The organism is Campylobacter showae (assembly GCF_963515975.1).
Lineage (GTDB): Bacteria > Campylobacterota > Campylobacteria > Campylobacterales > Campylobacteraceae > Campylobacter_A > Campylobacter_A showae_F.
Map to the genome: position 1 here is coordinate 1 of NZ_CAUPZM010000034.1, position 18,487 is coordinate 18,487.

Annotated in this window: 15 protein-coding genes and 1 pseudogene; 9 read left to right on the top strand and 7 right to left on the bottom strand. The window is 47.1% G+C overall.

What is annotated here, in order from left to right:
• The 5 genes from RWM02_RS09780 to RWM02_RS09800 form a co-directional block, all read left to right on the top strand.
• On the top strand, positions 1-305 hold a 305-nt coding region (locus tag RWM02_RS09780; RefSeq protein WP_314071763.1), incomplete at its 5' end, for a FixG Ig-like domain-containing protein.
• A gap of 63 nt (positions 306-368) precedes the next feature.
• Entirely contained in the window at positions 369-1,001 is a 633-nt protein-coding gene (locus RWM02_RS09785) for a TetR/AcrR family transcriptional regulator (protein WP_314071764.1), read from the top strand.
• Positions 1,002-1,120: 119 nt separating this feature from the next.
• Positions 1,121-2,305, top strand: coding sequence for an efflux RND transporter periplasmic adaptor subunit (locus RWM02_RS09790; protein ID WP_314071766.1), 1,185 nt, complete (start codon positions 1,121-1,123; stop codon positions 2,303-2,305).
• Positions 2,305-5,442 carry an efflux RND transporter permease subunit gene (locus RWM02_RS09795; protein WP_314071768.1) on the top strand — a complete coding sequence of 1,046 codons (3,138 nt, stop codon included), beginning with the start codon at positions 2,305-2,307 and terminating at the stop codon, positions 5,440-5,442. Before RWM02_RS09790 ends, RWM02_RS09795 begins: the two co-directional genes overlap by 1 nt.
• Positions 5,435-6,811, top strand: a complete 1,377-nt coding sequence (locus RWM02_RS09800) for an efflux transporter outer membrane subunit (protein WP_314071771.1) — start codon at positions 5,435-5,437, stop codon at positions 6,809-6,811. The genes RWM02_RS09795 and RWM02_RS09800 overlap by 8 nt, the downstream gene beginning before the upstream one ends.
• A 703-nt stretch (positions 6,812-7,514) precedes the next feature.
• Here the strand turns inward: RWM02_RS09800 and purN are convergent.
• The 7 genes from purN to tig are packed head-to-tail and all read right to left on the bottom strand — an operon-like array spanning position 7,515 to position 14,485.
• Complete coding sequence (gene purN, locus RWM02_RS09805; RefSeq protein ID WP_314071773.1) at positions 7,515-8,096, bottom strand: phosphoribosylglycinamide formyltransferase; 582 nt, start codon at positions 8,094-8,096, stop codon at positions 7,515-7,517.
• A complete protein-coding gene (locus RWM02_RS09810; RefSeq protein ID WP_314071775.1) occupies positions 8,078-9,499 on the bottom strand; it encodes an NAD(P)H-hydrate dehydratase in 1,422 nt (473 codons plus the stop codon). Before RWM02_RS09810 ends, purN begins: the two co-directional genes overlap by 19 nt.
• A complete protein-coding gene (locus RWM02_RS09815; protein ID WP_314071778.1) occupies positions 9,496-11,016 on the bottom strand; it encodes a YifB family Mg chelatase-like AAA ATPase in 1,521 nt (506 codons plus the stop codon). Before RWM02_RS09815 ends, RWM02_RS09810 begins: the two co-directional genes overlap by 4 nt.
• Positions 11,013-11,525, bottom strand: a complete 513-nt coding sequence (gene def, locus RWM02_RS09820; protein WP_314071781.1) for a peptide deformylase — start codon at positions 11,523-11,525, stop codon at positions 11,013-11,015. Before def ends, RWM02_RS09815 begins: the two co-directional genes overlap by 4 nt.
• Positions 11,522-12,559 carry a GGDEF domain-containing protein gene (locus RWM02_RS09825; protein ID WP_314071784.1) on the bottom strand — a complete coding sequence of 346 codons (1,038 nt, stop codon included), beginning with the start codon at positions 12,557-12,559 and terminating at the stop codon, positions 11,522-11,524. The genes def and RWM02_RS09825 overlap by 4 nt, the downstream gene beginning before the upstream one ends.
• A gap of 10 nt (positions 12,560-12,569) precedes the next feature.
• Positions 12,570-13,160, bottom strand: a complete 591-nt coding sequence (clpP, locus tag RWM02_RS09830) for an ATP-dependent Clp endopeptidase proteolytic subunit ClpP (protein ID WP_299027223.1) — start codon at positions 13,158-13,160, stop codon at positions 12,570-12,572.
• A complete protein-coding gene (gene tig / locus RWM02_RS09835; protein WP_314071789.1) occupies positions 13,160-14,485 on the bottom strand; it encodes a trigger factor in 1,326 nt (441 codons plus the stop codon). The genes clpP and tig overlap by 1 nt, the downstream gene beginning before the upstream one ends.
• A 140-nt stretch (positions 14,486-14,625) precedes the next feature.
• On the opposite strand from tig, the gene folE reads away from it, so the two are divergent.
• The 4 genes and pseudogenes from folE to RWM02_RS09855 all read left to right on the top strand — a co-directional run.
• Positions 14,626-15,228, top strand: coding sequence for a GTP cyclohydrolase I FolE (gene folE / locus RWM02_RS09840; protein WP_122872929.1), 603 nt, complete (start codon positions 14,626-14,628; stop codon positions 15,226-15,228).
• Positions 15,228-16,532 (top strand): flagellar protein export ATPase FliI, encoded by a 1,305-nt coding sequence (gene fliI / locus RWM02_RS09845; RefSeq protein ID WP_314071793.1) that lies wholly within the window; start codon positions 15,228-15,230, stop codon positions 16,530-16,532. Before folE ends, fliI begins: the two co-directional genes overlap by 1 nt.
• Before the next feature lie 322 nt (positions 16,533-16,854).
• Entirely contained in the window at positions 16,855-18,033 is a 1,179-nt protein-coding gene (locus RWM02_RS09850; RefSeq protein WP_314071795.1) for a NifS family cysteine desulfurase, read from the top strand.
• Positions 18,034-18,384: 351 nt separating this feature from the next.
• Positions 18,385-18,487 (top strand): annotated as a pseudogene (locus tag RWM02_RS09855) (iron-sulfur cluster assembly scaffold protein NifU); the annotation flags it as partial.

Consider the following 18,487-nt stretch of genomic DNA (forward strand, 5'->3'; position numbering starts at 1 on the left):
GCGGCGAGATCGAAAACGCTTACGTGTTTTTGTTTGAAAACACCGACGCGCACGCACATGAGTTTTACTTTGACGTTAGCGCGGAGGAAGCTAAAGCTCCGATAAAAATCGAGCGCCCGAAGGCTCAAATTTCGCTAAAAGCGGGCGAAAAAAGGAAGGTCGTAGTCGTGCTAAGCGCGCCTAAAGCGGCATTTGCCGGCACAAACGAGCAAACGACGAAGATAGAAATCGCCGCCTACGCCGCGGATAACAAAGAAAAAATAAATGTTAAAAGACGGACGATTTTCGCCCATCCAAGTGAGTAAAAAATTATTTTTTTATAGTATAATCATATTTTAAGATTTTTTTGAAATTTGAGGGCTAGAAAAATGAATACGAAACCGACGAAACGAAGCGCCGAGAGAAGAGAAAAATTCATCCAAGCCGGACTTGAAATTTTCCTCGAAAACGGCTACGAAAACACGAGCTTGACGGATATCATCAAAAAAAGCGGCGGGTCGCTAGCGAGCATCTACAAATTTTTTGAAAATAAAGAAGGGCTCTTTCGCGCCATCGTAGAGCGCGGATTTGACGACTTTAGAACGCAGATAGACGAGAAAATCGATCTAAATTTATCGCATAAGCTGGATGATTTTTTAACCAAATTCGCGATGATATTTTTCGACATCATCTGCGAAAAGAAAACCACGCTAATCTCAAGAGTAATGATGAGCGAAGGCGCAAAAAACGACGGACTTTTGGGCAAAGAGTTTTTGGATCAAATTTTAAGCAAAATCGATAAAATTTTAATTGATTTTTTCGAGCGCGAAGACATAAGAGTCCAACTAAATCCATGTATCTCTCCTTACGTCGCAGCCAAGGCGTTTGCCGCAGTCGTTAGAGAGCCTTATCATTATAATGCTATTTTGCTAAACGAAGACATAATACTAAGCGAAAAAGAGCGCGAAGAGCACGTAAAAACGCGCATAGATATGTTTTTGCACGGCGTAAAAAAACGCTAAATTCGCCCCTCAAAAATTTGACTTTTCATTTAAATAAGAGTAAAATAGCCGATTTTATTTGCAACAAATATTACAGACAAAATTTTTGTATAATATCCCAAAAAATTAAAGGCAAATTTATGAGAAATTTTAAAAATATCTCTGTTTTGTTATTGGCGTCGCTGCTTTTTACGGCATGCTTTGATGGTAATGATAAAAAAAGCGCGGCCGCAGCCGGACAACAACGGCAAATGCCGCCGTCAAAAGTCGACGTATTCGTAGCTAAAAAATCAGACGTACCGATCAGCTTTGACTACACCGCGACTCTAACAAGCCAGCAAGACGTAATCGTCTATCCTAAAGTAAGCGGCACGATAACCAAGCAGTTTTTTAAACCCGGCGACAACGTAAAAGCCGGCGACAAGCTGTTTTTGATAGATCCGGAAAAATACCAAGCCAGCTACGACGCGCTTGAAGCCGCTATCGGCGTAGCAAACGCAAATTTAAAAAACGCTCAAACCGAATTTAACAGAATTTCAAATTTATATAAGAAAAACGCCGTTTCGCAAAAAGAGTACGATGCGGCCGTTTCGGCGCTTGAAATCGCAAACGCAAATTTACTAAGCGCTCGAGCAAGCGCCAAAAACGCCAAAATAGACCTAGGCTACACGAGTATCGCCGCGCCTTTTGACGGCGTTTTGGGCGATAACCTAGTAGACGTGGGCTCGCTAGTCGTAGCAAACACGACCCAGCTGGTACGCCTAACCAAAATCAATCCGATCGAGGCGCACTTCCACATCTCCGACGTAGATAATCTAAACCGCGTCAAAATGCAAGAAAGCAGCCTCTGGGTACAGGCAAACTCGGACGCCGTACTAAAAGTAGGTCCGGGAGAATTTAACGGCAAAGTAAATTTTATCGATAACGTCGTAAATACGAATATGGGCACAGTTTTAGCCAAGGCTGAATTTAACAACGACGAGAGCAAGCTGCTACCTGGCATGTTCGGCCACGTGACGATGGGTGGATTTTACCAAAAAGACGGCTTTAAAATCCCTCAAGTAGCGCTCCAACAAACCGACGTCAAGACCTACGTGCTAGTCGTAGAGGACGGTAAAGTAGCCTCCAAGGACGTAAAAATCACCTACCAAACCAAAGACGCCGCAGTCGTTAGCGAGGGACTAAACGAAGGCGATAAGATTATCTTAAACAACTTCCTAAAAATCGGCGTGGGTGCGCCCGTAGAGATAGATAAGGACCTAACCGAAAGCTTTGGTAAAGGCGCAAATTTAGAGCCTAAAAACGAGCAAGAAAAGGCTAAATAATGTTTTCTAAATTTTTCATTGACCGCCCGATATTCGCCACCGTCGTATCTATAATCATAGTTATCGCGGGCGCAATGGCGATAAAGGGGCTTCCTATCGAGGAGTATCCCAAGCTAACCCCGCCTCAAATTTCCGTTAGCGCCACATACACCGGCGCCGACGCTCAGACCATCTCCGACTCCGTAGCCAGCGCGATCGAAGATCAGATAAACGGCGTAGAAAACATGCTCTATATGCAAAGCACCTCAAGCTCGAGCGGCTCGCTAAATATCAACGTTTATTTTAAAATCGGCACCTCATCCAAGCAAGCCACGATCGACGTAAATAACCGCGTCCAAGCCGCGCTCTCAAGGCTACCTCAAGAGGTGCAAAATATGGGCGTGACCGTGCGCGAACGCAGCGGCTCGATCCTAGAAGTAGTCGGCTTTACGAGCTCAAACATGGACTTAGTCGAGCTGTATAACTACGTAAATTTAAACATCGCGGACGAGGTTAAAAGGGTTAACGGCGTGGGCGACACGGCGCTAATCGGTAGCAAAGAGTACTCGATGAGAATTTGGCTAAAACCGGATAAACTAGCCTACTACAAGCTAACTCCTAGCGACGTAATATCTCAAATAAAAATCCAAAATAGCCAATACGCCGCCGGTAAAATAGGCGAGCAGCCCTCAGACGGCGATAATCCTTACGTTTATTCCGTTCGCACGGGCGGACGACTCAAAAATGCCGCGCAGTTTGGCGATATAGTAATCAAAAGCGCAGACGGAGCGGTGCTAAAGCTAAAAGACGTAGCGACCGTGGAGCTAGGAGCGGCTAGCTACGCATCAGACTCGATGCTAAACGGCCAAGACGCTATCCCGCTTTTAATCTTTATGCAAAACGACGCTAACGCCCTAGCCACGGCGCAAGCGGTAAATGCAAAGCTAGACGAGCTAAGTAAAAATTTCCCCGAAGGATTTACGCACACGATCGCATATAACCCGACCGAATTTATCGAAGTCTCTATCCACGAAGTCGTAAAGACCTTTATCGAGGCGATGATCCTGGTTATCATCGTTATGTATATGTTTTTAAAGAGCTTCCGTGCGACCGTGATCCCGATACTAGCCGTTCCCGTATCCATCATCGGCACCTTTGGCGGACTGTACGCGATGGGATTTAGTATAAATTTGATCACCCTTTTCGCGCTCATCCTTGCTATCGGTATCGTAGTGGACGACGCCATCATCGTTATCGAAAACGTGGAGAGAATTTTACACGAGGAAAAAGACATCACCGTCAAAGAAGCGACCTATAAAGCAATGGAGGAGGTACAAACCCCGGTCATCTCGATCGTGCTGGTTTTATCAGCCGTTTTCGTTCCGGTTTCTTTTATGGAGGGTTTTGTCGGCGTGATCCAGCGTCAGTTTGCGCTCACTCTGGTTACTTCGGTTTGTATTTCGGGCTTTGTCGCGCTTACGCTTACTCCGGCGCTTTGCGGCGTTATGCTAAAAAAACAAGAGAGCAAGCCGTTTTGGTTTGTGCAGAAATTTAACGACTTTTTCGACTGGAGCACGAAAATTTTCACTGCGGGCGTCGCAACGGTGCTTCGTCACGTAATAATCAGCCTTATTGTGATAGGCATTATGGGATTTGCGACTTTCGAGCTGTTTAAAAAAATTCCTAGCGGCCTCGTACCGTCCGAAGATAAGGGTGCGCTGATGGTTATCACTTCACTACCGCCGTCAAGCAATATGCTAAAAACCAAAGAAGAGGTAAAAACTATCAGCAACATGGTTCTAAGCAATCCAAACGTCGAATTTACGATGGGTTTTGCCGGATACGATATGCTTGCGGGCGCACTTAGAGAAAACTCTGCCATCAGCTTTATCAAGCTAAAAGATTGGAGCCAGAGAAAAACGCCGGATAGTCAAGCAGACGCGCTAACCGGGCCTTTTAACGGCATGCTTTGGGGCTCGAAGGAGTCGATGAGCTTTGTCGTAAACGTCCCGCCTATCATGGGTCTTTCGATGACGGGCGGCTTTGAGATGTATCTGCAAAACAAGAGCGGTAAAAGCTACGCCCAGATCGAAGCCGACGTAAAAAAAGTAGTCGCCGCGGCAAACGCTCGCCCGGAGCTAACCAGCGTGCGCTCGACGCTAGAGACTAATTACCGCCAGTTTAAAATCGACGTCGATAGGCAAAAAGCCCAGATGTTTGGCGTGAGCGAGAGCGAAATCTTTAGCGCGATAGGTTCGACTTTCGGCTCTTACTATATCAACGACTTTAGCCTTTTTGGCAAATCCTACCGCGTCTATGCCAGAGGCGAGGACCGCTTTAGAAACAACCCCGAAGACTTGCGTAAAATTTACGTCCGCTCATATGGTGGCGGCATGGTGCCACTAAATTCGGTCGCTACTCTAACTAGAATTTTGGGTCCCGATATCGTGGATAGATTTAACCTTTTCCCGGCGGCTAAGATCCAAGGCGATCCAAAACCGGGCTACACGTCGGGAGACGCGATAAAAGCGATACAAGAGGTAGTCGAACAAACGCTAAATATGGAAGAATACTCCATCAGCTGGGCGGGCACGGCCTATCAGGAGGTTAGCTCGCAAGGCACGGGCTCTACGGCGTTTATATTCGGTATGATTTTCGTATTTTTGATCCTAGCGGCGCAGTATGAGCGCTGGCTCATCCCGCTAGCCGTTATCACGGCCGTTCCATTTGCGGTTTTTGGCTCGCTAGTCGCCGTTTGGTCTAGAGGGCTAACAAACGACATTTACTTCCAGATCGGACTGCTGCTTCTCATCGGCCTATCTGCTAAAAACGCGATCCTAATCGTCGAATTTGCGATGCAAGAAAGACTGGCGGGCAAGAGCGTATTTGACGCAGCCGTTAATGCGGCCAAACTTCGATTCCGCCCGATCGTCATGACCTCGCTCGCGTTTACCCTGGGCGTTTTCCCAATGGTTATCAGCACGGGCGCGGGCGCGGCGTCTCGCCACTCGCTAGGCACGGGCGTGATCGGCGGCATGATAGCGGCCACTACAATAGCGATATTTTTCATACCGATGTTTTACTATCTGCTAGAAAAGCTAAACAACAAAGTCTGGGACAAAAAACCAAGCGGAGCACAGGAGGTCAAAAATGTATAAAATTTTAACTTTAGCCGCGGCGCTATTTTTAGCCGGTTGCTCGTTTCGCCCCGAGATACCCGAGGTCGATACGAAATTTGAATCTACGTATAAATTTGAAACTAGCGACATCAGAGACGAGTGGTGGAAGGAGTTTGGCGACGAAAATCTAAACGCCCTCGTAGCTAGCGCGCTAGAGAAAAACACCGACCTTCGCACGGAATATTTAAATTTACAAAAAGCGGCCGCAAGTCTGGGCATATCAGAGGCCGATCTCTTTCCTAGCGTAAATTTAAACGTCGGCTACACCAAAGCAAAAAGCAGCGGCGAGACCTACACCAAGCAACCTCAGACGCGCTACCGAACATCGCAGGTAAATTTGGGCCTCAGCTACGAGATAGATCTGTGGGGCAGAGTGAGGAACAGCGTCGAGTCGGCTAAAGCCAGTCTAAACGCGACCAAGCTCGACTACGCCACCGCACGCCTTAGCATAAGCTCTAGCGTGGCTAAAAGCTACTTCGCGCTCGTGGCTCTAAACATGCGCGAAGCCGTGCTAAAAGATACGCTAAAAACCTACGAGGAGACGTTGGCGCTTCGCAAAACGCAGCTTGATCTAGGCGGCATAAACGAGACGACCTATCTACAAAGCAAAGCCGCCGTCGAAAGCGCAAAAGTAAGCCTGCTAGAGGTGCAAACCTCGCTATCTCAGGCTCTAACGTCAGTAGCGGTACTAACCGGTAAGTCAAACGACGAGATCCTGAGCGGTGCCGTACAAAGCGCTAAAATGCTACCAAAAGAGCCCGAAGTGAGCGCAGGCGTGAGTGCGGACATACTGCTGCGAAGGAGCGACGTAGCTAAAGCATACGCCGATCTAAACGCCACTAACGCGCTAATCGGTGTCGCAAAGGCCGACTATCTACCGTCCATCTCGCTAACGGGGCTTTTTGGATTTTCTAGCGTGGATTTTGAAAATATCTTTATCAGCAACGCCAACACGTGGAGCATAGGCGGATCTTTGGTGCAGAAAATTTTTGACTACGGCAGAACCAAAAATAACGTCCGCATCGCCGAAACCAACGAGCAAATCGCGGCCGTAGCCTACGAAGCGGCGGTCAAAAAGGCTCTGGGCGAGGTTAGAGATGCGCTAAACAACCGTAAAAACGCCAAACTAACGCTAAATCAGGTCAAAGAACTCCTGCACTCGCAAGAAAAAATCTATAAGCTGGCCAAGGATCAGTTCGAGGAGGGCTACACGGGGCACCTGGAGCTACTCGACGCACAACGCAACCTACTCTCGGTTAGACTCCAAGATATCGCGGCAAATTTAAGCCTCATCGACTCGGTCGTGGACGTTTATAAGGCATTTGGCGGCGGATTTAAAGCCGAATAATTCTACTTTTGGGCGGAGATTTTCCGCCTCTTTCTTTTTGAATTTCCTTTTACTTTTCGGTTTTAAATTTGACGCGACGTCGTCTGTAGATTTTAAATATTTCGCTCATTTTATTACCGCAGTTTATCTTGCTTTATGACCTTCAAATTTCAAAATTTAGTGCTTGCTTTTTACTATTCGCGCGGACTCCCATAAACCTGTTTTTAAGCGCCTGATACTTTGGATAAATTTTCGTTGCGACTTTTGAGATAAATTTGCATTCAAAGACGTAAATTTGTTTAAAATTTGAGCGACGCGCAAAGCCGGTCAAATTTACATCGTCCTATCCGGAGTGCACGTTTTATAAATTTACCGCCTCAAATTTACGGTTTTTTGGCAATATTTGCAAGTAAGAAGGCAAATTACGATTAAAATTACAGAGGTATTTCGAGATCAAATTTAGCGCAAATACCCGCCGCCAAATTTGATTTTTAATTTTGGCAAGAGACGCGAAAGCACCGTATTAAAGCAAAATAACGTTTTTGATATTTTAACCGCAGATCAAAGTTTGCGATTTGCGACGATTTCGTAAATTTGCATTCTTAAATTTGACGCAGCGTAAAAAACAGGTACGAAAATTTGAAATTTACAAGTCGAAATTTGACTAAATTTATGCCCTGCTTCGCAAAAATCATAAATTTGACTCAAATTTAGACGCGAAATTTTACTCTTTGTCGGTTAAAATTTGTACGATAGTTTCTGGTAAAATTTTATGCTCGATCGCGTGGATTTTAGCTTCAAATTCCTCAAGGCTCATCCTCTCGCTCTTTTCAAACGCGCGCTGAGCGATAATTTTGCCGCCGTCTAGCTCCTCGCTCACCCAGTGCACGCTCACGCCGCCCACCTTCATATCGCTATCAAAGCTCTCTTTTATCGCGTGCGCGCCCTTAAAAAGCGGCAGCAGCGACGGGTGCAAATTTATAGCGCGAACTTGCCTTGTAAAAACGGGCGTAAGGATGCGCATAAAGCCCGCAAGCACGGTTAGATCTACGTTAGCGCATTTTATTTCCTGGACGACCGCGGCGTCAAATTCCTCGCGCGATGCAAAATTAACGTGCTCGATAACGACGCTTTTTAGGCCGTATTTTGCGGCCTTTGCGATGCCGCCGGCGTTAGCTTTATTTGTTAGCGTTAGCGCGACTTCGATCCTGGTTTCGCCAAAAACCTTGCCGTGCAGCCTCTCTAAAATCGCTTCCAAATTCGAGCCGCCGCCGCTAAATAAAACCGCTATTTTTTTCGTAAGCATTTGAGTCCTTTGATGACGTCCGCGGCCGTGAGCGCGTAGTCGTTGATTTTGATTTCGCGAGCGGCTAGAGCGTGAGCTAGCGTGCCCGAGATCGCGGCATTTAGCGGGTCGTAACCCTGAGCGAGCAGTCCCGCGACGATACCGCTTAGCGCGTCTCCGCTACCGCCTTTTGCGAGCGCGGCGCTACCGTGCGTCATGACGTATACCTCGCCGCCTTGCGCGATTAGCGTATTTGCACCCTTTAAAACAAGCACGCATTTAAAATTGTGGCTAAAAATTTGAGCGAGTTTAAAGCGGTTTTTTTGCACTTCGCTAGTGTCAAATTTGCCCAGATTTGCAAGCCCCAGCAGGCTCGCAAACTCCTTTGGATGCGGCGTTATCACGACGTTTTTGCTATTTAAAAGCTCAAGCGTGCGCGGCTCGTAGCAAAGATCGGCGTCTATAACGAGCGCGTCTTTTATTTTTAGCTCGCTAAAAAGCTCGTCTTTTTGCGCCTCATCAAGCTCGCCAAGCCCCATACCGACGACTCCTGCTCGCATTTTGGGCGTTATGCGAGCACTTTGCATTAAAACTGGCTCAATGTTTAAATTTTCGCCCACGACGCTAACGAGTCCGGCGCCGATAGTTAGTGCGGCAAGTCCCGCTATACGCGCCGCTCCGCCCTTTTCGCCGCTAACGACAAACACGTGCCCAAAGTCGCCTTTGTTAGCGTTTTGCTTAGTGCGAAACGGCAAATTTAAATCGCTCTTACTAAGCTTATAAAAGCTCGTCCCCGTCTCGTAAAGCTCGCGAGGAAGGCCCAAATTTGCGACCTTTACGCGCCCTACGAAATCCTTTGCAAAGTCGCTATAAAGCGCCGACTTTAGCGCGCCCATCGTCACGGTCGTATCGGCCTTAAAGACTGCGCCTTGCGACACGCCGTTTTTATCAAGACCGCTCGGGATATCGCAGGCGAGCTTGTAGCCGGGTTTTGCGTTTAGCAGATTTATCAAATTTATCGTTCGTGCGTCTAGCTCGCGGCTAAGTCCGGTTCCGAAAATCCCGTCGATGATGCAGTCAAATTCGCCGCTTTCCGTCAAATTTGGGATCAAATTTACGCCGCATTTTAGCGCTCTAGCTAGCTCGGTTTTTGAGGTTTCGTTTTGTTTGTCGCTTGCTAAAAATGCAAAACAATCAAATTTACCGCTCAAAAGCCGAAGCGCGGCTAGCACGTCTGCGCCGTTGTTTCCGCTACCGACGATGCCTAAAATTTTACGTCGTTTTTTTGAGGATTTTTTAAACCGACTTCGCACGGCGCGAGCTAACGCATTAGCGGCGTTTTGCATCAGCACCTCAGTGCTAAGTCCAAACTCGCTCACGGCTCTAGCGTCGAGCTCCGCCGTATCCCAAAATAGCTTTTTCATGCGCCCTCCTGCTTCACTCGGTAGCTCAAAGCCTCCAAAATATGCGACTTTTTGATGATGCGCGAGCCCTCGATGTCGGCGATCGTGCGGGCGACTTTTAGGGTTTTATTGATAGCGCGGCGGCTAAGCGAAAATCTCTGCGTAGCAAAATCTAGCACGCCGCTCGCCTCGTCGTCGCAAATGCAAAATTTAGCTATCTCTTCGTCGCCGAGCTTGCCGTTTAGCTCGCTTTGAGAGCGCGAGATTTGCGTCTCAAACACGCGCAGCACGGTTTGCCACATCGCTTCGCTCGTGACGTCGCTTTTATCGCTCGCGGCCACCTCATCCATCTGTACGTGAAGGTCGATACGGTCTAGCACGGGCGCCGAGATACGCGATTTATAGCGCTTGATTTCAAGCTCGGAGCATTTGCATTCTAGATTTTTGGAGAGCAGATTGCCGCACGGGCAAGGATTCATCGCAGCTACGAACATAAATTTAGTCTCGTACGTGATTTTTGAATTTACGCGCGAGATATTGATTTTGTAGTCCTCCAGCGGCTCGCGCAGGCTCTCTAAAATTTGGGGCGCAAAGTGCGGAAGCTCGTCAAAAAATAAAATCCCGCCGTTAGCTAGCCCGACCTCGCCGATCCTAGCTAAGCTCGATCCGCCGCCAAATATCGAGCTGCGCGTGCTCGTGTGATGAGGCGAACGAAAGGCGCGAAGGGCGGAAAATTCGCTCTCCTGCTGATTTAACGAGCTATAAGCGCAACTAAGCAAAATCTCATCCAAGCTTTGCGGCGGTAAAATGTAGCGCAGGCGCTTGGCGCTCATGCTCTTTCCGCATCCGGGGCTGCCCTCAAAGATAACGTTGTGCATACCGCAAGCAGCCACCAGGCAGGCTCTTTTTGCTCTGCGCTGGCCTTTTACGTCGCTAAAATTTAGCTCGAAATTTTGATTTTTTACGAAGCTTTTTTCGCCGATTTTGATTAAATTTGAAAAAAGCGGATGAACGGCGCCGACCTTGCACGAGGCGGTAAATTCGGGCTCTAGGAAAAATTTGATCGCTTCGGCTAAATTTGAAACGGCGTAAATTTCTAAATTCGGTATCGCGCCCGCTTTTTGCGCTATCTCTTGCGGGATCAGCACGCGAGAGCCGGGCGCTTTCGCGCTCAAAAAAAGCAAGATAGAAAAAAGGCTCGCCGTGCTTTTGACGCCGCCGTCAAGCCCCAACTCGCCGAATACGAAAATAGGCTCGAAGTCGCGCTCTTTTTGCAAGGCGATTAAAAGCGCGATAGGCAGGTCGAAGTGGCTGCCTGATTTTGGCATGTCGGACGGGGATAAATTTATGATGATTTTTTGCGCGGGAAAAGAGAAATTTAGCGACAAAAGCGCTGATTTTACGCGCTCGGCGCTCTCTTTGATCGAAGCTCCCGCAAGCCCTACGATATTAAGTGCGGGCAAACCGCGGTTAAAACTGGACTCGACGTCCACAAGCCGCAATTCGTCGTTATAAGTGGCGCATTTTAGGGCTTTCATGCGTTTTTTTGCTTTTTATACTCTTTGTCGAATTTTTTGCGTTTATTGTAGCCGATTCGCTCGATAAAAAGGTGTCCGTCTAGGTGATCCATCTCGTGCTGGATGGCGACCGACAAAAGTCCGTCTGCCTCGAGCTTTTTACGCTCTCCAAAGCGGTCTTGATACTCTAGCGTTATAAACTCGGCCCTTTTTACATCCTCGTAGTATCCAGGTACGCTCAGGCAGCCTTCTTGGTAGATTATCTCGCCCTCTTTGCGTAAAATTTTGGGATTTATGATTTCTAGTAGATCCTCTTTGCGTTGCTCTTTGCTCTCTTCGTCCACTAAATTTACGATCAAAATTCGCTTAGCCTCGCCAGTTTGGATGGCAGCTAGTCCGATACCGTTTTTAGTGATCATGGTTTCATACATATCGTCTAAAAATTTATGCAACTCTTCGTCAAAAACTTTAACTTCAAGCGATTTGACGAAGAGTTTTTTGTTCGGATAGGTTAGGATTTCTAGTATCATTTAGCCGCTTTCTCGTCCAAGATCTCGTAGCGCTTACCGTCTCTACCTGTTTTTACGAGAGTATCGAGCGCTGCAGATAGTAGCTCGGCGACTGTTTTATCGGTTCTTAGGTTGCAGGCAACGACCTCCATGTCAAACTCGAATTTCTCGCCCTTTAGTATAAACGAGGTCTCGTAAAACATCTCAGTGATACGTTCGCAGGCCTTTTGTGCGCCGACCATATCTGTGTGCCGCATCAGCATAGCAAAGCACCCATCGCCGTAGTGCGCCAAGATATCGCTTCGTTTTGATGTTCGTAGCAACATTCTAGAAATATTTTTTAGTAGCGCCAACCTACTTTTTAAGCCGATATCTTTTAGACTTTCATCTTTGGTCTTTATGAGCAGGATAGATGATTCGTAGCCGTATTTTTTGATATATCCGACTTCGGTTTCGAGCGTTTTTAGGAAAAATTTTCTATTGTAGATGTCAAATTTAGGGTCGTAGATAGACTGCTCCTCCACGACCTTAAAGACCCTACTAACCTCTTCGTAGCTAGTTTTTATTACTTCTATGTGCTTACCCATCAGCGAATTTAGCTTATTTAGGTCTTCGTTAAATTCGTTAAACATATTTTGCACGGTTAGCAGGCTGATGTTTGGCTCAAGGATGCTCGAGCGTTTTTTTATTATGGTTCTTAAGATAGTCAAATTTTTATAAATGAGCCCCACGGCTTGCAACATGCTTTTTATCTGCATGAAGCTATTTTTCACCTCGCGCTCGATGTTTATTTTTCTATCGTCTTCGAGTTTGCTGATCTCTTCTTCGATCTTTATGATCTCGCCGACTTTTTTCTTAAATTCATCAGGCTGCTTTTCAAGCATCTTTTCAAAAAAAGCAGTGTAGTTTTTCGGTATCGAGGGGATGTTTTCCTCGCTTAGTTCTTTAATGATAGTTTCGGAAAAACCGTAGATGTTAAATTCGCTCTCTACGGCCTTTTCATCCTCTTGTTTTACTACTACGTTTTCGCTTTTTTTGTTGTCTAACTTTATCAAATTTTACTCTTTACTTAAAGCTTTTCTCCAAAACTTTATCTATAAGCCCGTACTCTTTGGCTTCGACAGAGCTCATGAAAAAGTCTCTGTCGGTGTCTTTTTGGATTTTAGCTAGTTTTTGACCCGTATTTTTAGCTAGGATCGCGTTTAAAATTTCTTTCATACGCAAGATTTCCTTCGCCTGGATCTCTATATCTGTCGCCTGTCCGCGCGCGCCGCCTAAAGGCTGGTGGATCATGATGCGCGAATTTGGCAGCGCATAACGCTTTCCCTGCGCGCCGCAGCTAAGCAAAAACGCGCCCATAGACGCCGCCTGACCTATACAGATCGTGCAGACGTCGGGCTTGATGTAGTTCATCGTATCGTAAATGCTAAATCCGCTCGTTATCACGCCGCCTGGACTGTTTATATATAGATAGATATCTTTATCCGGATCTTCGGCCTCTAAAAACAGCATCTGAGCCACGATCGCAGACGCCATGCCGTCCTCGATCTCGCCGCTAAGCATTATTATGCGGTCTTTTAGCAGGCGCGAGTAGATGTCGTAGCTTCTCTCGCCCTTGCTCGTGCGCTCGATGACGTAGGGGATGTAGTAGCTCATTACTCCGCCTTTTTCTCTTTTTTATCGTTTTTCTCGCTCTTTAGCGCGAACATCTCGTTAAATAGCTTCTCCTCGATCATCGACATTTTGATCGCAGGCAAAATTCCTTGATTTTTGTAGTTTTCAAGGTGCTGTTTCGGATCTACGCCCGAGCGGTACGCCTCGAAATAAACCGCTTGGATCAGCTCTTGGTCGCTTACTTTTATGTCTCTGCGGCGCGCTAGCTCGTCTATTATAAACGTTAGTTTCACGCTTTTTACCGCGTCGTCGCGGTAGGTCTCGCGCTGTTTAGTTAGGGCGTCTTTATCCTCTCTAAATTTAGCCATCTGCTCAGGCGTAAAGCTGCTCCAAGCGCCGCGGAACTGCATATCCATCTCTTGCTCTACGATATTTTTCGGCACGTCGAAGTTAAATTTAGCCACGATCGCGTCGGCAAATTTAGGCTTTAGCTCTTCGTTTACGTTTTTGGCGTGCTTGTCGGCTTTGATCTGCTCTTTTAGTCTCTCTTCAAATAGCTCGACGCTTACCTTTTCCTCGCCCGGCATGATGCGTTTTAGCGTCTCTTCGTCGATCTCCTCAGGCACTTTTTTGCCTTGGATTTCGTGTAGTTTTACCTTAAAGATTGCGTCTTTGCCCGCAAGGTGCGTAGCGCCGTACTCGGCCGGGAATTTAACCTTCACGTCGCGCTCTTCGCCGACTTTTAGCCCGATCATACCGTCCTCAAAGCCAGGTATAAATTGACCCGAGCCGATTTCTAGCAGGTAGTTTTCGGCTTTGCCGCCCTCAAACGCAGCGCCGTCTACGAAGCCCTCGAAGTCAAATTTCGCAAAATCTCCCTTTTCAAGCGCCTCTTTTTCCACTTTTTCTAGCGGAGCCATCATTTTTAAAATTTCGTTTTTTCTCTCGTCGATCTCTTTTTTAGTTACGCGCGGAGTGGTGACGCTCTCTATTAGCTCCTCGTATCCGTCGATGTTTATAACCGGTTTAAACGAAAGCTCGATCTCTGCGTCGATCTCGTTCTCGCCTCTGTCAAATTTTGTCACGATCGGCTCGCCGATAACCTCTTCGAATTTTCTATTTAGCTCTTTTAGGCCCGCATCGATCACGTCTTTTAACGCGTCTTGCTCGGCATCGGCGGTTAGTTCTTTTTCGTAACGTTTTAGCACCACGTTCACAGGTACTTTACCCGCTCTAAATCCGTCTATTTTCATATTTTTCGCAGCTTTTTTAGCAGCGTTTTCGAGTTTGGATTTTACGTCCGCGCTCGGTATTTTCGCACTTAGCGAAGCATTTACGGCGTCGATCGCCTTGGTTTTGATTTGCATTAAATTCCTTTAAAAAATAAAAATTTCCTAGAGTGTAGCAAAATTTTCCTTATTCATAGTATAAATTTAAGCGCGCGAAAGGCGAATTTAAGTAAAATCATTTATCAAATTTACACAGGCGAAATTAATTAGGAACGCAAATGCAAGAAAATTTAAAAAATGAGAATTTAAAAAAAGAAAAGTTTGAAAGCTGCGTCGAGCAGATGCTAAATCTAGTCGGCGAAGACCCGCATAGAGAGGGGCTGGTTAAAACTCCCGAGCGCGTTTTTAAAGCTTACGAGTTTTTAACGAGCGGCTACTCGCAAGACCCCAAAGTAGTGCTAAACGACGCGCTGTTTGACAGCTCAAATAACGAAATGGTGCTCGTGCGCGATATCGAATTTTACAGCCTTTGCGAGCATCATTTGTTGCCGTTTTTCGGGCGCGTGCACGTAGCCTATATCCCAAATCACAAGGTTGTAGGCCTTAGCAAAATCCCGCGTATGGTAAATATCTTCGCTCGCCGCCTGCAGATTCAAGAGCAGCTCACCGAGCAGATCGCAGAAGCCGTGCAAGACGTCATCAAGCCAAAAGGCGTGGGCGTCGTCATCGAGGCGCGCCACATGTGCGTGGAGATGCGAGGCGTGGGCAAGATCAACTCGACCACGACAACATCAGCGCTGCGAGGCTGCTTTTTAAAGAGCAGCGAGACTAGACGCGAGTTTTTCTCCCTTATAAATTCGCACAAAGAAGTGAGATTTTAGTGGGTTTAGATAGCTTAAAATCAAAACTGGGCGCAAATTTATCTCTCTCTAGCGTCTTTGGCGTGATCGAGCGAATTTCTGCTACGACAATAGAGATTTCTGGCCTTCGCCCTAGCATCGGCGACATCGTGCAAATTTGCGCCAAAGATAGGAGCAAAAGCGGGCTAGCGATGGTGACTGAGGTGCGGCAAAATACCGCGCTCATCTCACCCTTTGGCTTTGTAGAGGGCTACAAGATCGGCGACTTCGTCTATCAAAGCGACCAAGGCATGAAAATCCCCGTGGGCGACGCTCTTTTGGGGCGCGTAGTCGATCCTTTTATGAATCCAAAAGACGGCAAAGGAGCGATCGCCACCACCGAGTACGCCCCGATAATGCGCGCTCCGATCGATGCGATGAAGCGCGGGCTGATAGATGAAATTTTTAGCGTCGGAGTTAAAAGCATCGACGGACTGCTAACCTGCGGTAAAGGCCAGAAACTAGGCATTTTCGCTGGCTCTGGCGTAGGTAAAAGTACGCTCATGGGCATGATAGTGAAAAACTCGCAAGCTCCGATCAAGGTTGTCGCGCTCATCGGCGAGCGCGGCCGCGAGGTGCCGGAGTTTATCGAGAAAAACTTGCACGGCGATCTAAGCGGTACCGTCGTCATCGTAGCCACCAGCGACGATAGCCCGCTGATGCGAAAATACGGCGCCTTTTGCGCGATGAGCGTGGCCGAATACTTCAAAAACCAAGGCAAAGACGTGCTTTTCATCATGGATAGCGTGACGCGATTTGCCATGGCGCAGCGAGAGATCGGGCTGGCGCTGGGTGAGCCGCCGACGTCCAAGGGCTACCCGCCCTCCGTGCTCACCCTACTACCGCAGCTGATGGAGCGCGCGGGCAAAGAGGAGGGCAAGGGCAGCATAACGGCCTTTTTTACGGTGCTAGTAGACGGCGACGATATGAGCGACCCGATAGCCGACCAGAGTCGCTCGATCCTAGACGGTCATATCGTGCTTAGCCGCGAGATGACGGACTTTGGCATCTATCCGCCTATAAACATCCTAAACTCCGCCTCGCGCGTGATGAGCGACATCGCAACCAAAGAGCACAAAGCAAACGCCGCCAAGCTAAAGCGCCTCTACTCGCTCCTCAAAGAAAACGAGGTCCTGCTACGCATCGGCGCTTATCAAAAGGGCAGCGATAAAGAACTAGACCTTGCTATCTCGAAAAAAGAATTTATAGATAAATTCCTAAAACAAGACGCCGAAGAGGGCTTTAGCTTCGAGCAGACACAAGAGCTGCTGGGCGGGATAAATTAGTCGAATTTATTTTTGCCGCGTCAAATTCGGATTTATTTCGCCTAATTTCATCCAAAATGCGAAAAATTTAATTTTTAAATTTTCTAAAACCTTAAGAAATCAAACTAAGTTTAGGATATATTTTATCTTTTTATATCAAATTTAACTGAAACGACGATACTTTGCTTATTTGATAAGGAATTTCAATATATAAACTCTATCAAAAAACGGTTAAATTTGAAAAAACTAAGCTAAAATTTTAATCAAAAATTTATAAAATTTGTTATATTATCGTCGCGAAAATAAAAGGGATAAAATATATCCTAATTGATAAAGGTCAAGCGTGAGAGTATATCTAGACAACAATGCCACGACGATGGTCGATCCCGAAGCTTTCGAGCTTATGAAGTCGTTTTTCTGCGAAAAATACGGCAACCCAAACTCGCTGCATAAATTCGGCTCCGAGACGCACCCCGCGCTTCGCCGCGCGATGGACCAGCTCTATGCGGGCATAAACGCAAGCGATAACGACGATATCGTGGTAACAAGCTGCGCCACCGAGAGCAACAACTGGGTGGCTAAAGGCGTATTTTTCGATCATATATTAAATAAAGACAAAGATCACGTCATAATTAGCGCCGTCGAGCATCCGGCGATCTCGGCAACTTTCGAGTTTCTCAAAAAGTACGGCGTACGCGTGAGCCGCGTGCCAGTCAACGAAAACGGTCTGCTCGATCCAAACGACCTAAGAAAGCTCATCGACGACAAAACCGCACTCGTTAGCATCATGTGGGCAAATAACGAAACGGGCACTATTTTCCCGATCAAAGAATGCGCGGCGATCGCTCACGAGCATGGCGCGCTATTTCACACCGACGCGACGCAAACCGTCGGTAAGATCAAGATAAACGTGCGCGAGATGGGCGTGGATTTTATGAGCTTTTCGGCGCATAAATTTCACGGACCAAAAGGCGTAGGCGGCCTATACATCAAAGACTCGCAAAAGCTAACGAGCCTGCTCCACGGCGGCGAGCACATGGGCGGTAGACGCAGCGGAACGTTAGACGTCGCAGGCATCGTCGGCATGGCGCAAGCGCTGGAAAACAGCAACAAGCTAATCGAGTTTGAAAATCTGCACGTTAGACGCCTGCGCAACAAGCTCGAGGACGCACTGCTAGAACTACCCGACGTCTCGGTCGTGGGAGAGCGCGCTCACAGGCTGCCAAACACCATCCTAGCCGCCATAAAAGGCGTCGAGGGCGAGGCGATGCTGTGGGATCTAAATCAAGCAGGCATCGCGGCGTCTACGGGCTCGGCGTGCGCTTCCGAGACGCTAGAGAGCAACCCGATAATGGAAGCAATCGGAGCTAGCAGCGATCTGGCGCACACTGCGCTTAGGCTCTCGCTGTCGAGATTTAACACCGAAGAAGAGATCGAGTATGCGATAGAGCATATAAAAAAGGCGGTGGAGAGGTTAAGGGGTATTTCAAGTACGTACGCCTACAATCCTAATGGCAAGTAGCGGCTTGTTTTTTGAGCGCTTTTGAATGAGTTTGAAATTTTCGCCCTGCGCTGCGGCAGACTATACGTCTAGCCTTGGGACGAAAATTTCCGCACAACATTCAAATTCATCTCAAAATACTTCGCCTTAATGTTTTACAGTCAAATTTGAAGTTAAATTTAATTGAAATTTGAGCTTTAAAAGTTCAAATTTGAGTTAAATTTAAAAGGAAGTGGGCGGCAGTATCGCGAGATGGATTTGAATGTTGTGAAGCAAAAATGAGCAAGGCTAACCAAATAGGTTGCCGCAGCGATATTTTTGCAAGCTCATTCAAAGACGCTCGCGAGACAACGCCTCTAAAAAGGAAATAAAATGGCAAAAAATAATCTAATAGGCGGTTCGATTTGGGACGAATACTCCCAAAACGTCCAAGACCGCATGAACAATCCCAAATTTATGGGCGAGATAACGCAGG

Bases quoted from the DNA above. Each gene is read 5' to 3' on its own strand.
- purN (WP_314071773.1), bottom strand. From the start codon at position 8,096: ATGCTTACGAAAAAAATAGCGGTTTTATTTAGCGGCGGCGGCTCGAAT.
- RWM02_RS09795 (WP_314071768.1), top strand. From the start codon at position 2,305: ATGTTTTCTAAATTTTTCATTGACCGCCCGATATTCGCCACCGTCGTA.
- RWM02_RS09790 (WP_314071766.1), top strand. From the start codon at position 1,121: ATGAGAAATTTTAAAAATATCTCTGTTTTGTTATTGGCGTCGCTGCTT.
- RWM02_RS09800 (WP_314071771.1), top strand. From the start codon at position 5,435: ATGTATAAAATTTTAACTTTAGCCGCGGCGCTATTTTTAGCCGGTTGC.
- RWM02_RS09815 (WP_314071778.1), bottom strand. From the start codon at position 11,016: ATGAAAGCCCTAAAATGCGCCACTTATAACGACGAATTGCGGCTTGTG.
- RWM02_RS09810 (WP_314071775.1), bottom strand. From the start codon at position 9,499: ATGAAAAAGCTATTTTGGGATACGGCGGAGCTCGACGCTAGAGCCGTG.
- folE (WP_122872929.1), top strand. From the start codon at position 14,626: ATGCAAGAAAATTTAAAAAATGAGAATTTAAAAAAAGAAAAGTTTGAA.
- tig (WP_314071789.1), bottom strand. From the start codon at position 14,485: ATGCAAATCAAAACCAAGGCGATCGACGCCGTAAATGCTTCGCTAAGT.
- def (WP_314071781.1), bottom strand. From the start codon at position 11,525: ATGATACTAGAAATCCTAACCTATCCGAACAAAAAACTCTTCGTCAAA.
- clpP (WP_299027223.1), bottom strand. From the start codon at position 13,160: ATGAGCTACTACATCCCCTACGTCATCGAGCGCACGAGCAAGGGCGAG.
- RWM02_RS09785 (WP_314071764.1), top strand. From the start codon at position 369: ATGAATACGAAACCGACGAAACGAAGCGCCGAGAGAAGAGAAAAATTC.